Source organism: Arthrobacter sp. D2-10 (assembly GCF_054161285.1).
The window spans coordinates 825503-839105 of sequence record NZ_CP096431.1; the positions used below are offsets into that span (position 1 = coordinate 825503).

Below are 13603 nucleotides of genomic sequence, written 5' to 3' on the forward strand. Positions count from 1 at the left end.
CGTCGTCGGACGCACCTATCGCAACGTCGAAGCCACCCGCGTACACGACGGACTCGTACACGAGGTCGAGGTGTACTTCGGGGGAGCCGTCTAACCAGAAAACTCCAAGGCGCCGGGTGGTTACTGGGAAGCACGCATTCACCTGATCAGGAGCCCGTCATGGCATCGGTACTTGTTTGTTCTTGCCCCGTCACCGGGCATGTTGTCCCGATGCTCGCGGTAGCCGCCGGCCTCGTGAACCGCGGCCACTCGGTCCGCTTCCTCACCGGCCAACGCTTCGCCGACCGCGTGGCCGCCTCCGGTGCCACCTTCCTGCCGCTGCCACCCGAGGCCGACTTCGACGAAACCAAACAGGACGAAGAGTTTCCCGGAAAGGTCGGGCTCAAAGGCCCGGCTGGGATCCGATACGACCTCACCAACATCTTCATGCGCCCCGGTAAACACCAGTACGACGCCGTGCAGGCCGCCATTGCAGAAACGCCCACCGACGCGGTGCTTTCCGAGGCGCTCTTCATGGGCGCAGCTCTGCTGCTCAACACGCCACGGGCTCAGCGTCCGACCGTTATCAATTGCGGCATCGTACCCCTCAGCCTTGCCAGCCGGGATACGGCACCCTTCGGCCTCGGCATACCTCCGATGCGTGGACCAGTCGGCCGCGTCCGGAATGCCGTGCTCAAAGGAGTGGCCGAGAAGGTCATCTTCGGGCCGGTGCAGAAGTACGCGGACCAAGTTGCACGAGACGCAACAGGCAAACCCTTCCCAGGCTTCTTCATGAATTGGCCGCGGCATGCGGACATCCTCGTTCAGTTCGGCGTTCCCGAGTTCGAGTACCCACGCTCCGACCTTCCCGATCACGTCCACTTCGTCGGCCCGGTGTCGCAGGGCGGAGGCAAGGATACTGCCGACCTGGTGCTGCCCGAGTGGTGGGGAGACCTCGATTCAGGGCGACCGGTCGTCCACGTCACCCAGGGCACCGTAGCCAACCGCGACTACAACGACCTCATCCGTCCCACGATCGACGGACTCGCGAACGATGACGTGCTTGTCGTTGTCAGCACCGGAGGTCGGCCGGAAGACACGCTCACCGGACCGTTGCCCGCCAACGTCCGAGTCTCCTCCTATCTCCCGTACGACGAGCTCCTACCCAAGACCAGCGTCGTCGTCACGAATGGTGGGTACGGGGGAGTGCAGTTCGCCCTGCGTCACGGGGTCCCGTTGGTGGTTGCAGGTCAGTCGGAGGAGAAAGCCGAAGTGACGGCACGGGTTGCGTGGTCGGGGACCGGCATCAACCTGCGCACCAACCGTGCCAAGCCCGACGATGTCGCGAAGGCCGTGCGCAAGGTCCTCGCCGACCCGTCCTACCGGCAACACGCGCAGCGTATCGGTGCTGCCATCAAGGGCTCCCGTGGAGTGGACGCGCTAGTAGATCTCATGGAGGAATTGAAACCGGCGGGATGACGCGCTGGACGAGCAGGAGCGATTTGCGCGGGGTAGCCCTCGTGTCCCAGATCCTGTGAGTAAGGTGAAAGGGGGCAACGACGCCTTCTCGAGGACGAGAGATGGGGGAAGCCGTGAAGGATAACGATCTGCAAAGATTGCTCGACCAATTGACCGCTGAGCTGCCGCGAGAGGAGTGGAAATCCTGGGCCGGAGGAAGGAAAGGGCAGATTGAAGCAGCGCTTACCGATGCAGTCCTGTCCATCCAAGCAAACTACGGTTCAGAAGAGAACGGCGTAAGAGCGGCCGTCCGAAGGTACTCCGACCATGTGGGTGAGTCGAAGCCGGACGACCTTGCACGGCTGTCCAAAGTTGCAGAGCCAGATCTGCAGATAGTTCTGAATAACCAACGCATAAGTGGTAGGACAAAAGCCTCTGCCATCGCAGAAGCCGCGCACAACTTGGTCCACGTAGGCGTGCGGCATGCGGATCAGCTTGACCCAAAAGATTCGATACATAAACGTGCTTACACGTCAGTGCATGGGCTAGGACACGTCACCTGGGAGTACTTCGGAATGCTGCTAGGTAAGCCCGGTGTCAAGGCGGACACCTGGATACAGCGATTTGTAGGGCGCGCTCTTGGCCGCAAGACGGGTGCTGAGGAAACCCGTCGGGTCGTTATCGCGGCAAGTGAAAAACTGAAGGTGAACCCGATCGAGCTGGACCATGCGATCTGGGCCTACGAGCGAAGGCGAAAAGCGCCATCACCTATGACGGAAAGCATTGTGTAGTAATCAGATCATAATCGCCCGCTGGGCCACGAGCCCGCCCAATTCACATCTTGAAAGGTTCCTGAACTTGCTCACTCAGGTGAAAACGCCCCGCGAGGTCTTTTATCAGCCCCAGCGATTGATGGTGCCACTTTTTCAGCGGCCCTACGTATGGAATAAGGAGGGTCAATGGAGACCATTATGGGAGGATGTTCAACGGCTGGCGGAACGACGGGTGAATTTTGAACCTCAAGCGCCTCACTTCTTGGGCGCAGTTGTGGTGCAGCAACAAATGGGAACCATAGGCACACTTCCTATTCGCACAATCATTGATGGACAGCAACGGCTGACGACTATGCAGCTTATGATGAGCGCGGTCTACGAGCAGGTACGTCTAGCCGGCTTCGATAGCATCGCCCGGCAGGTTCAGGATTTGGTGGAGAACCCTGAGCATTTCACAGCCCACCCCGAGGACCGATATAAGGTCTGGCCCACGAACCGAGATCGTTCAGCGTTCAACGAAGTCATGTTGGCTGTGGCGCCAGTCGAGCATGCGAAGTTGACCCATGCCGGTTCTCGCATGGTCGCCGCCCATGAGTTCTTCTCCAAGTCTGCGGAGGAATGGCTCTCTGGTCCCGGTCTGGAGAAACGAGCACAGGCGCTAGTAGAAACTGTCAGCAACCAGTTACAGATCGTCGTGATCGAGCTCCAAGCGGATGAGGATGCCCAAGAGATATTCGAGACGTTGAACGCTCGAGGCACTCCGCTGACCGCAGCAGATCTTATAAAGAACTTCGTTTTTCAGCGACTCGATGCTGCGCCGGCACAGGCTGAGCAGGCATATCACAAGTATTGGGAGGCCTTCGAAACGCCTTTTTGGGAGAGTGAGATTGCATCCGGCCGTGTCACCTACAGCAGAAGTTCTCTGTTCCTTAACCAATGGTTGATTGCTCAGTCATTACGGGACGTAACGGCGAAAGAGGTATTCGCTCAGTTCAAACGCCATGTGTCGGACAACGACGAGCCCATTGATTCTCTGCTGCCCAGAATCAAACGAAATGCCGAGATTTATCGTTCGTTCACGGAGCGGTCCTGGAGCTCGACGAATGTACTTAACCGGTTGGAATTGTTCATCTATCGGACGTCGACGCTGGAATCGGAGGTTGTGAAACCGCTTGTTCTGTGGCTTGAGGACCCTAACCGACAACGTGTCCCCACCGACCAGCGAGATAAGTGCTTGGCGACGGTTGAGAGTTGGCTTATCCGGCGAACTTGCGTCCGAGCCAGCACCAAGGCGTATAACCGCATCCTAGTGGACCTCCTGAATCATTTAAGTCAGCAGCCTCGGGACACTGTTGGCGATTCAACTGAGCAGTACTTTGCGAATCAGGACGGGCCAAATGATTATTGGCCTGGAGACGCGGAAGTCCGCCGCGAGCTTACCGACATGCCCATATACAAGCGCTTTAGGAGGGGGCGCCTGAGGATGCTTCTGGAAGCCATCGAAGACCATCGCCGTGGTTGGACTGGTGGTCGGCCCATGCATGAACAACCGGTCATTCGAGGTACTACAACGATCGAACATGTGATGCCTCAGGACTGGGCGCTTAACTGGCCAGTCGCCCTCGGGGAGGACCAGTCGAATCGGCGTGACAGCTTGGTCCATACCCTCGGGAACCTGACGTTGCTCACTCAGGCGCTCAATAGCAGGGTATCTAACGGTCCATGGCAAGGGGAGCGGGGTAAGTACGAGGAGCTTCGCAGGAATACTTCGCTGCTTCTGACGCGGGAAGTGGTTGATCTCGGTGCCCACGGCTGGACTGAGGATTTCATTGTCGAGCGGACAGAAAGGATGATCGCGGACATATTGGAGATATGGCCAGTCCCTGCCGGACATGGCGGCAAGGTCGCCGCTTCGATCGAGCGTGCCACCCCTCGAGTTGATGTAGCGGATTTGGTTAGCGCGGGTCTGGTGCATCCAGGACAGACTCTATTTGCGAGGGTGCAGGCTCATCGGGGAAAGCCTTGCCAGGTGAGTGAAGATGGGTCTCTCTTTGTCGGTGATCGTCGCTATGACACGTTGAGCGCCGCGGCGAAAGCGATCACAGGATCTCAGTCTGAAGCCGGTTGGTGGTTTTGGCTCGTCGATGTAGAGGGCGATCGATCCATGAGCGACCTGAGACAGGAGTTCGTTGAGTCCCTCGCTATGGGCGGCGAAGTTGTCGAGGCGGTGTAGGGCTTATCGTGCAAGGCCATTGCGGGCAGCTGTGAGCGCGCTGGTGGGTCCCTTGAGACGGAGGTTCAACACCCGGCGGGTCCGGGGGAGGTTACGGCGAACGCTGTCCCACAAGTGCTTGCGAGGACTCGAGACCGGCGGCCAGCCGTCGCCTTTCTATTCTCCGCTGAGCGCTCGGTGACGGGATCCGGGCTCCCTTCGATCGGTTGCACCTGCTGCATGCTGCGACAAAGTTCTGCAGGCTGGTCGACCCACCCTTCGACCACGGGTAGAAGTGATCGCCGTGTTCGGCCGGTCGGGAACAGCGGCGAGCGCCCATGCCCAGCTCACACTGCCCGTCCGCGCGAGCCATGCCTTCGCGCCGCTGCTGCTTCGTGAAGCGACGAACTGGATCTCGACGTCGGGCATCGCGTGAAGTAATAACCGCCGCAGTGATCCCGAGCCCAACGAGGATGAGGCCAGGGAGCGCAATTGCTCCCAGCAGTTGCTGACCCAGGGAAAGCAGAACGTCCGATGCAGCAGAGACTCCCGTAGCGACTGAGGGTGGCGCTGAAAGCAGTGAACCACTGAGGAGCGGACTGATAAGGGACCACGCGAGCCACAGAACGACTACTGAGTAGCTCAGTTTCAGAGCCTTCCGAGACCAGTAGATCCGACCGAGCTCCATCATCGTTCAACACCGCACATATGAAATCTCCCCCATGTTGTCAGCAACAATTGAAGCACGCAGGCGGAAACCGCATCGTCACATCTCGGATCAGTCAGCTACCCGACCGCCCGCCGCAACTCCGCCCGGGTCTCCCGATATACCTCCACCGGGTCGTACGCCTTACCGTCCGCCGCGAGTTCACCCCAGCGGGCCCACGACGCCCGCCACACCGCAACCGCCACCTCGGTCAGCAGCAGCAGGTTCAGCGAATCAGCCCTATCCCCGAGCTGCGACGTGATCCGGGCTCGCAGCTCGCCGGCCAGCACCTGATCCTGAGCGGCAGCCGAGGCGAGGAGTTCCGGATCCTTCCCTAGGATGCGTATCACCCGGCCATGCTCGGCGAGGTCCTCGCCGTTCTCAAGACGCATGACGGATTCGGCCATCGCTTCGATGTCCCGCAACAGGTCCCGGGGTTTGGACGCGGACGTCTCGAACGCCCGCACACCCGCCAGCATCCGGTGCTGCCCGGGCAGTGCCGCATGCTCCTTCCGTGTGAAGTACCGGAAGAACGTCCTCGACGAGACACCAGCCCGGTCGGCGATCTGCTGAACCGTCGTCGCCTGGATGCCCTGTTCCTCGAACAGCTCGAGCGCAGCCCGGTGGATCTCACGCTCGGTGTCCAGCCGCCGTCGTGCGCGTAAGGAGAGAGCGCCGTCGTCGTTCATCTGTCCTCCTATGAAACTGCCCACATCCGCTTCTGTCAGCCTATGACGAACTGTCACAATGTGACACTATCGAGCGACCCTTCGATCAGAAACAGGTAGCTCATGCCGCCCTCCACAGTCCACGAGGACCAGTCCACACACCCGGCACCCGCCTTCGAACCCCAAGCACCCACGCGTGTTGCGCCGATCATCGCGGTGCTCGCGCTGTCCGCGTTCGTGATGATCCTGAACGAGACCGTGGTGGGCGTCGCCCTGCCCAACCTCATGCAGGAATTCTCCGTCACCGCCACCACCGTGCAGTGGCTCACCACCGGATTCCTCCTCACCATGGCCGTGGTCATCCCCACCACCGGATTCCTCCTGCAGCGCTTCACCACGCGCACGCTCTTCACCGCGGCGCTCCTGCTGTTCATCGCCGGGACCCTGCTTGCCGCCGTCGCACCGACCTTCGGCGTCATCCTCATCGCACGCGTCATCCAGGCCGGCGGTACCGCCATCATCCTGCCGCTGCTGATGACCACCACGCTCACCTCGGTCGCGCCCGCCCACCGCGGCACCGTCATGGGCCTCAACTCGGTCGTCATCTCGGTGGCGCCCGCCATCGGGCCGACGTTGTCCGGCGTCGTCGTCGCCTCGCTCGGCTGGCGCTGGATCTTCGGACTCATGCTCCCGGTGATCGCCGTCGTCTTCGTCCTCGGCCTGGTGCTCCTGAGGAAGGCCGGCGATACCCGCAAGGCCCCGCTCGACGCACTCTCCGTGGCGCTGTCTGCGGTCGGTTTCGGGGGGCTTGTGTACGCGCTGGCGTCGATCGACGCGGTCCTCGACGGCGCATGGCTGCCGGTCGCAGCGTTGGTGGCCGGGGTTGTCGCGCTCGCCGTGTTCGTCCGCCGTCAACTGCGCCTGCAGCGCGCCTCCGACTCCGCCCTGCTGGATCTGCGCCCCTTCAGTGTCCACAACTTCCGCGTCTCCGTTGCGCTGCTGATGATCGCCTTCGCGACCATGATCGGCACGGTCACCGTCCTCCCGATCTACCTGCAGAACGGCCTCGGCGCGAGTGTCCTCACCACCGGCCTGCTGCTCCTGCCGGGCGGTCTGCTTCAGGGCATCGCTTCGCCGATTGTCGGCCGCGTGTACGACGCCGTTGGTCCCCGCCCGCTGGTGGTCCCCGGCGCGCTGCTGGTGGCCGGCGGCCAATGGGCGCTCTCCACCCTGAACCCGGACACCTCGCTGGTGGCCGTGGGCGCGATGTACGGGGTGTTCTCGCTCGGCCTCGCGATGCTCATGACCCCGCTCATGACCGCGGCACTCAGCGCCCTGCCCCGCAACCTCTACGGCCACGGCAGCGCCAGCCTGAACACGTTGCAGCAACTCGCCGGCGCAGCGGGAACGGCGATCCTCGTCGCAGCCCTCACCATCGGCGCCGCCACCGCATCGGCCGGGGGAGCGGCGGAAGGTCCGGCGCAGGCGTCCGGCGCGCAGGTTGCGTTCGCCGTCGGCGGTGTGCTGGCCGTCGTCGCGGTGGTGCTTTCGCTGTTCGTCCGCCCGGTGAAGAACGACGACGGCGCCCGCCGCTAGATAGCTCGCCGAGGGCACCGGAAATCCATAGCCAAACCGACGAATCGAGAGCATGCTTACCCTGTCGGGGCTTCACGAGGAGAAGTCATGAATATTGCGCTGTGGATTGTTGCCGGTGCCCTCGCCGCGTTCTTCCTCGCCGCCGGTATCTCGAAAGCCTTTCAACCGATAGAGAATCTGGTGTCGCACGGGCTCACCTGGGCGGCGGACAAACCGGGCTACGCCCGCACCGCCGGAACGTTCGAGATCCTGGGTGCGCTGGGCCTGATCCTTCCCGGCATCTTCCGCTTCGCTACGTTCCTCATCCCGGCAGCCGCCATCGGACTGGCGCTCATCATGGCGCTGTCCATTGCCTTCCACATCTCGCGCGGTGAGAAGGGCTTCGCCATCAACATCGCGGTTCTGCTGCTCGCGGTCTTCGTGGCATGGGGGCGTGCCACGGAGTGGGCTTTGTAAGTCCGTTTCACGAGGAAACAGGGCCTGATGCGGGACGGGCGTGGATCGCGCCGACTCAGAAGGTGAGGTCGCAAAGACATGGCTACTCCGGAGGAGTTCTACGACGCCCTCGCAGCTGAGTACCATCTGCTCTTCGATGATTGGTGGGCCGCGGCGCTGGAGCATGGGCGAGTCATAACCGATGTTCTCGCGCAGCGGGGGATCCTCGCGGGGCGTCTGTTGGATTGCACGTGCGGCATCGGTACCCAGGCCCTGCCCTTGGTGTCGCTCGGGTACGCGGTGACGGCGACCGACGTGAGCTCTGCGGCAATTGATCGTGCCCGGGCGGAGGCGGCCGGGCGGGGAATCGACGTCGACTTCACGGTTTGCGACATCCGGGACGTTCGCGACCACGTCGAAGGAAGCTTCGACATGGCCATTTCCTGCGACAACGCACTACCGCACCTGCTGACTGACGAGCACCTGGAAGCTGCCTTGCGCAGTCTCCGTGCGTGCTTGCGACCGGCCGGGCTGTTGCTCGTCTCCCTCCGAGACTATGACGCGTTGAGGCGCACTCGACCAGACGGGGTGCCGATTGCCGTCCACGGGGAAGCCGGCTCACGGCATGGCTCAGGTCAGGCCTGGCAATGGTCACCCGACGCGGCGTACGTCGACATTGAGCTATTCATGCTCAGTGAGGAGGCGGTCGGGTCATGGCGGGCCCGCTCGAGCAGGACCCGCTACCGTGCACTGCTGCGCGCGGAGCTCGAAAACCTGCTGGTGGAGGCCGGATTCACCGGACTCGAGTGGCTCATCCCCGACGTCACCGGCTATTACCAGCCGATCATGCTCGCGAGGGCTTGAAAGCGCGAGCCAGCGTCGCGGACACTCCACCCACAGAACGACGACGGCGCCCGCTGATGCGAGCGCCGTCGTCGTTCTTCTTAATGCCTGTGCGGAGAAGGTGCTAGCTCCGCGCGGATTCCTTCTCGCGGTTGTCCCGTTCCCGGCCGGCGGGCTGGTAGGACTCCCAGAAGGTGGCCCCGACGATGCCCAGCGGCTTCGGGTCGAAGACCGGGTCGAGACCGAGCTTCTGCTGCCGTTCGAAGTCCTTGAGCGCCTGGAATGCGGGCTTCTGCAGGATCAGGATGCCGATGATGTTCAGCCACGCCATCAGCCCCACGCCGATGTCGCCCATCAGCCACGCATCGGCGGCCGTGTTCACGCTGCCGTACGCGACGGCGATGAGGATCGCCACCTGCAGCGCCATCGTGGTTGCACGCCCGACGCTGACCCGGAGTCCCGGGATTAGCCTGTTGGACGAGTTGCCCACCAGGAAGCGCAGGTTGGTCTCGGCCATGTAGTAGTAGGCGATGACGGTGGTGAGGCAGAAGAAGATCAGCGTGATCGCGATGAACGAGGCGCCGAAGCCGGGGAACACGGAGTCGAATCCGGTCTGCACGTACTGGGGACCGACGGCGGCAGTCGCCGACAGCAGGCCGCCCTCCACCAGGACGTCGCCGTCCTCGGTGCCTCCGGAGAAGACGCGGTACGCGCCCGTCGAAAGGATCAGGAACCCTGTAGCCGAGCACACGAACAGCGTGTCGATGTACACGGCGAAGGCCTGAACCAGACCCTGCTTCGCCGGGTGCGACACCTCAGCGGCGGCCGCGGAGTGCGGACCCGTTCCCTGGCCGGCTTCGTTGGAGTAGACACCGCGTTTCACGCCCCACATCACGGCCAGTCCGACGACGGCGCCCAGGGCGGAATCCATGCCCAGCGCACTGCGGAACACCAGCGCGATGATCTCCGGCAGCTGCGCGGCGTTGACGAACACGACGATCAGGGCGAGCACGATGTACCCGACGGCCATGAACGGCACCACGAACGATGCGACGCTGGCGATGCGCTTGACGCCGCCGATGATGACGAACGCCAGCAGGATGACGGAGCCGACGGCGACTGTCCACGGCGGCAGGGTCCAGGCCCCGTTGATGGCGGTGGCCATGGAGTTGGCCTGAACACCCGGCATCAGTGCCCCGCAGGCCAGGACGGTCACGGCAGCGAAGACGTAGCCGTAGCCCTTGAAGATGCGGGCACCCTTGGTATGGGCAAGGGCACGGGAGAAGTAGTAGGCCGGGCCGCCGCGGTACTCACCCGTCAGCGGGTCCTTGGTCTTGTAGATCTGGCCGAGGGTCGACTCGATGAAGGAGGTCGACGCCCCGAGGAAGGCCATCATCCACATCCAAAAGAGGGCACCCGGACCGCCGAAAGCGACGGCGGTAGCGACGCCGGCGACGTTGCCGGTTCCAACGCGGCCGGACAGTGACATTGCCAGGGCCTGGAACGAGGAGACGCCGGAGTCGGACTTCTGACCGTGAAGCAGCTGGTGGACCATTCCCTTGATGTGCCGCACCTGCAGGAAGCGCGAACGAACGGAGAAGTAGACGCCGGTGGCGAGGCAGAGGTAAACGAGGAAGTCGCTCCAGATGACGCCATTGATGGCTGATAAGACACCGCTCATGTGTGTGAGTTCCTTCTGTGAGAGCGTGGGTATGCGCTTGGTGGTGCACGACGTCGATGGACGCAGTGGCGTGCACCACACCAAAACCTGTGAAGGTTCTCACGAAATATCGGTGTTCGTCCATTTGGCGGTTGCCGGGGCGCTTCCGGCAGGGCGGCTGCCGCCGTCGTCGTTTACTGCCTTGCGCTGATAAAGTCGGTACAAAGTAATGCCGTTCCGCCAGTGCTGTTAGCAGCGCGCGTCAGCGGCTCAGCAGGGCGTCCACGCCACGAAGCACCTTACCGCCGGTATTTGAGCTCCGGGTTCCCGCCCGACATAGAGATCGGATCCCATGACCAGGACTTCACGCCACCACTCCACCTCACGCGCGGACCAGACCCCGCCCAAGCTCGATCGCGGCGCCATGCGCATTGTCGCGCTGGGCGGCCTGGAGGAGATCGGGCGCAACATGACCGTCTTCGAGTTCGGCGGCAAGCTGCTCATCGTCGACTGCGGCGTCCTCTTCCCGGAGGAACACCACCCCGGAGTAGACCTGATCCTGCCGGACTTCTCCTACCTGCGGGACCGTCTGGATGACATCGTCGGGCTGGTGCTGACCCACGGCCACGAGGACCACATCGGCGCTGTGCCATACCTGCTGCGTGAGCGCGCCGACATCCCCATCATCTCCGCGAAGCTGACGCTGGCGTTCATCAAGACCAAGCTGCAGGAACACCGAATCACCGCCAAGACCGTGCAGGTCAAGGAGGGCGATCGGAAGAAGTTCGGGCCGTTCGATCTTGAGTTCCTGGCCGTCAACCACTCCATCCCCGACGGGCTGGCGGTGGCAATCCGCACCAGTGCCGGACTTGTCCTGGCCACCGGCGACTTCAAGATGGACCAGTTCCCGCTCGACGGCCGGATTACCGACCTTGCCGGTTTCGCCCGCCTCGGTGAGGAGGGCGTAGACCTGTTCCTGCCCGACTCCACCAACGCCGACGTGCCCGGTTTCCAGATCTCCGAACAGGACCTCGCGCCGGCGATCGACGAGGTCTTCCGCACCGCACCGCGCCGGATCATCGTCTCCAGCTTCGCCAGCCACATCCACCGCATCCAGCAGGTCATCGACGCCGCCCACCTGTACGGGCGGAAGGTGGCCTTCGTCGGCCGCTCGATGGTCCGCAACATGAAGACGGCGCGCGAACTCGGCTACCTGAACGTGCCGCGCGGCCTGCTCGTGGACTTCAAGGAACTCGACAAGATGGCCCCGACCAAGGCCGTGCTGATCTGCACCGGCTCGCAGGGTGAGCCGATGGCTGCCTTGGCGCGCATGGCGAGCCAGGACCACATGATCGACCTGACCCAGGGCGACACCGTTCTGCTGGCCAGCTCGCTCATCCCGGGCAACGAGACCTCGATCTACCGGCTCATCAACGACCTCACGAAGCTCGGCGCCAACGTGGTGCACAAGGGCAATGCCAAGGTCCACGTGTCCGGTCACGCCAGCGCCGGCGAGCTCGTCTACTGCTACAACCTCGTGCGCCCTCGCAACGTGATGCCGGTCCACGGCGAGCACCGCCACCTCAAGGCGAACGCCGAGCTGGCTGTCCGGACGGGTGTGAACCCGAAGCAGGCGCTCATCGTCGAGGACGGCACAACGGTGGACCTCAAGGACGGCGTCGCGCGCGTGTCCGGCAAGGTCACCGCTGACTACGTGTACGTCGAGAACATGGTGGCCGGTGCCGCAACCGAGGAGTCTCTGCAGGACCGCATCCGCCTCGCTGAGGACGGCGCCCTGACGGTGCTGGCCATCGTGAACCCGGACACCGGCAAGCTCGAGGAGGACCCCGAGTTCTTCCCCGTCGGCTTTGCACCGTCGGACGCCGATCTGGACAAGGCGACGGCGGTTGTCGAGAAGACACTCTCCCACCTGAAGGGGCAGAAGACCGGGCCTGAGGCTGAGCGTGCCATCGCTGAGGATCTGCTGCGTTGGTCGGACCGGTCACTGCGACGGAAGCCCGTAATCACGGTCATCATCGTCGACGCCTAGTTCGTCCGCTCCATACTGGCTTACCGCCTTGCTGCCGATCATCGAACCGGCAGTAAGGCGGGTCAGGATCGGTTCGCCATGACGAGCGAAATGGTGTGGCCGAACTGACTATTGATCTTGACGCCGACGAAACATTCCACAGCTTTCCGGGCCCTAAAATTGAAGCGGAGATTTACCCGGAAGGACCCCCATGGAAACCGCAGACACCTTACTGCAACCCCTCATCGGACTCACCACCTACCTGGAAGAGGCAGGCACCGATGGCTGCGGCACGGTGAATGCGGCGTTCCTCCCGGAGTCCTACCTGACGCCCATTACAGAGGTCGGTGGCATTCCGGTCCTCCTGCCGCCGCAGTCGGTTGCCACAGGGGTCATCGAACACCTGATCAGCAGGCTCGATGGTCTGGTCATCACCGGAGGCTGGGACGTGGACCCTGCCCTCTACGGCCAGGACCGGCATGAGAAGACGGACCCGCCGCGACCGGAACGCGACGCTTGGGAGCAGGCGCTCATCCGTGAAGCGCTGCGCCAGGACGTCCCCCTGCTCTGCATCTGTCGTGGGGAGCAGTTGCTGAACGTCACCCTGGGCGGCACCCTGCACCAGCACCTTCCGGACGTGGTCGGCAACGGGCAGTATCAGCTCGGCGGCTACCGGTTTAACCTCATTCCCGTGGAGGTGCGGCCGGAATCGATTCTGGCCCGGTGCATCGGCCCGCGTCTCGAAGCCGTCCCGGTGGCCCATCATCAGGCGGTGGACAAGCTGGGCGACGGGCTCGTGGCCGTGGCCTGGAGCGACGACCAGGTGGTCGAGGCCATCGAGTACCCAGCCAACCTGTTCACGGTGGGTGTGCAGTGGCACCCGGAGGAGCTTCCGGAGGAGTTCGGCCTGTTCCGTGGATTCATTGAAGCAGCCCGCGGGAAGTTCCTGTCCAGGCTGGTCCCGGCTGCGCCATCGTCCGCGGCAACCGAACTCACCGCAGCACTGGACGCGCTGCCGTCCCTCACCTCTGATGAGGCGCCTGCCCGGTAACAGAGCCGCCCGCACCAGCGGAAACAGCCCTGCAAGCATGCCCGGCACCCCTGCAGGTTCAGGCGTTGCTTGCCGATAATAACTAAGCAGGCTTACCATATAGTCCTAGTCCTAGCGGTTAAGCAATGGCCCACGGTCCTACCGAGGAGCACACTGTGGCCAATCGAACCCGACTCGACTATCACTCTCCATC

The 13603-nt window shown here is 63.0% G+C and carries 12 protein-coding genes; 9 read left to right on the plus strand and 3 right to left on the minus strand.

Annotated elements, in window-relative coordinates; translation table 11 throughout:
- The first annotated feature begins 159 nt into the window (after nucleotides 1–159).
- The 3 genes from M1D74_RS03945 to M1D74_RS03955 all read left to right on the plus strand — a co-directional run bounded on the left by M1D74_RS03945 (nucleotide 160) and on the right by M1D74_RS03955 (nucleotide 4443).
- Nucleotides 160–1458, plus strand: a complete 1299-nt coding sequence (locus tag M1D74_RS03945; protein WP_458116559.1) for a glycosyltransferase — start codon at nucleotides 160–162, stop codon at nucleotides 1456–1458.
- A 101-nt stretch (nucleotides 1459–1559) separates the two neighbouring features.
- Nucleotides 1560–2228, plus strand: coding sequence for a hypothetical protein (locus tag M1D74_RS03950; protein WP_458116560.1), 669 nt, complete (start codon nucleotides 1560–1562; stop codon nucleotides 2226–2228).
- Between the two features lie 67 nt (nucleotides 2229–2295).
- Entirely contained in the window at nucleotides 2296–4443 is a 2148-nt protein-coding gene (locus M1D74_RS03955; protein ID WP_458116561.1) for a GmrSD restriction endonuclease domain-containing protein, read from the plus strand.
- A 91-nt stretch (nucleotides 4444–4534) separates the two neighbouring features.
- Here M1D74_RS03955 and M1D74_RS03960 read toward each other — a convergent pair whose 3' ends face one another.
- Entirely contained in the window at nucleotides 4535–4762 is a 228-nt protein-coding gene (locus M1D74_RS03960; RefSeq protein WP_458117131.1) for an HNH endonuclease signature motif containing protein, read from the minus strand.
- Here M1D74_RS03960 and M1D74_RS03965 point away from each other — a divergent pair.
- Nucleotides 4718–4858: a hypothetical protein gene (locus M1D74_RS03965; protein ID WP_458117217.1), complete on the plus strand. Its 141-nt coding sequence runs from the start codon at nucleotides 4718–4720 to the stop codon at nucleotides 4856–4858. The genes M1D74_RS03960 and M1D74_RS03965 overlap by 45 nt on opposite strands.
- 350 nt (nucleotides 4859–5208) lie before the next feature.
- Here the strand turns inward: M1D74_RS03965 and M1D74_RS03970 are convergent, their stop codons facing one another.
- Nucleotides 5209–5817, minus strand: a complete 609-nt coding sequence (locus M1D74_RS03970; RefSeq protein WP_458116562.1) for a TetR family transcriptional regulator — start codon at nucleotides 5815–5817, stop codon at nucleotides 5209–5211.
- Nucleotides 5818–5919: 102 nt separating this feature from the next.
- Between M1D74_RS03970 and M1D74_RS03975 the strand changes: the two genes are divergently transcribed.
- From M1D74_RS03975 to M1D74_RS03985, 3 genes are all read left to right on the plus strand, one after another.
- Nucleotides 5920–7392, plus strand: a complete 1473-nt coding sequence (locus M1D74_RS03975; protein WP_458116563.1) for an MDR family MFS transporter — start codon at nucleotides 5920–5922, stop codon at nucleotides 7390–7392.
- Between the two features lie 87 nt (nucleotides 7393–7479).
- Nucleotides 7480–7848: a DoxX family protein gene (locus M1D74_RS03980; protein WP_458116564.1), complete on the plus strand. Its 369-nt coding sequence runs from the start codon at nucleotides 7480–7482 to the stop codon at nucleotides 7846–7848.
- Nucleotides 7849–7926: 78 nt separating this feature from the next.
- Entirely contained in the window at nucleotides 7927–8691 is a 765-nt protein-coding gene (locus M1D74_RS03985; protein WP_458116565.1) for a class I SAM-dependent methyltransferase, read from the plus strand.
- A 103-nt stretch (nucleotides 8692–8794) separates the two neighbouring features.
- Here the strand turns inward: M1D74_RS03985 and M1D74_RS03990 are convergent, their stop codons facing one another.
- Complete coding sequence (locus M1D74_RS03990; protein ID WP_458116566.1) at nucleotides 8795–10351, minus strand: alanine/glycine:cation symporter family protein; 1557 nt, start codon at nucleotides 10349–10351, stop codon at nucleotides 8795–8797.
- 331 nt (nucleotides 10352–10682) lie between these two features.
- On the opposite strand from M1D74_RS03990, the gene M1D74_RS03995 reads away from it, so the two are divergent.
- Both M1D74_RS03995 and M1D74_RS04000 read left to right on the plus strand, forming a co-directional pair.
- Entirely contained in the window at nucleotides 10683–12380 is a 1698-nt protein-coding gene (locus tag M1D74_RS03995; protein WP_458116567.1) for a ribonuclease J, read from the plus strand.
- A 190-nt stretch (nucleotides 12381–12570) separates the two neighbouring features.
- The gene (locus tag M1D74_RS04000; protein WP_458116568.1) at nucleotides 12571–13410 is read left to right on the plus strand and encodes a gamma-glutamyl-gamma-aminobutyrate hydrolase family protein; all 840 of its coding nucleotides are present in this window, start codon (nucleotides 12571–12573) and stop codon (nucleotides 13408–13410) included.
- Nucleotides 13411–13603 lie beyond the last annotated feature (193 nt).

Coding starts and splice junctions, on each gene's coding strand:
- M1D74_RS03945 (WP_458116559.1), top strand. CDS start 160: ATGGCATCGGTACTTGTTTGTTCTTGCCCCGTCACCGGGCATGTTGTC.
- M1D74_RS03950 (WP_458116560.1), top strand. CDS start 1,560: ATGGGGGAAGCCGTGAAGGATAACGATCTGCAAAGATTGCTCGACCAA.
- M1D74_RS03960 (WP_458117131.1), bottom strand. CDS start 4,762: ATGGGCGCTCGCCGCTGTTCCCGACCGGCCGAACACGGCGATCACTTC.
- M1D74_RS03970 (WP_458116562.1), bottom strand. CDS start 5,817: ATGAACGACGACGGCGCTCTCTCCTTACGCGCACGACGGCGGCTGGAC.
- M1D74_RS03975 (WP_458116563.1), top strand. CDS start 5,920: ATGCCGCCCTCCACAGTCCACGAGGACCAGTCCACACACCCGGCACCC.
- M1D74_RS03980 (WP_458116564.1), top strand. CDS start 7,480: ATGAATATTGCGCTGTGGATTGTTGCCGGTGCCCTCGCCGCGTTCTTC.
- M1D74_RS03985 (WP_458116565.1), top strand. CDS start 7,927: ATGGCTACTCCGGAGGAGTTCTACGACGCCCTCGCAGCTGAGTACCAT.
- M1D74_RS03990 (WP_458116566.1), bottom strand. CDS start 10,351: ATGAGCGGTGTCTTATCAGCCATCAATGGCGTCATCTGGAGCGACTTC.
- M1D74_RS03995 (WP_458116567.1), top strand. CDS start 10,683: ATGACCAGGACTTCACGCCACCACTCCACCTCACGCGCGGACCAGACC.
- M1D74_RS04000 (WP_458116568.1), top strand. CDS start 12,571: ATGGAAACCGCAGACACCTTACTGCAACCCCTCATCGGACTCACCACC.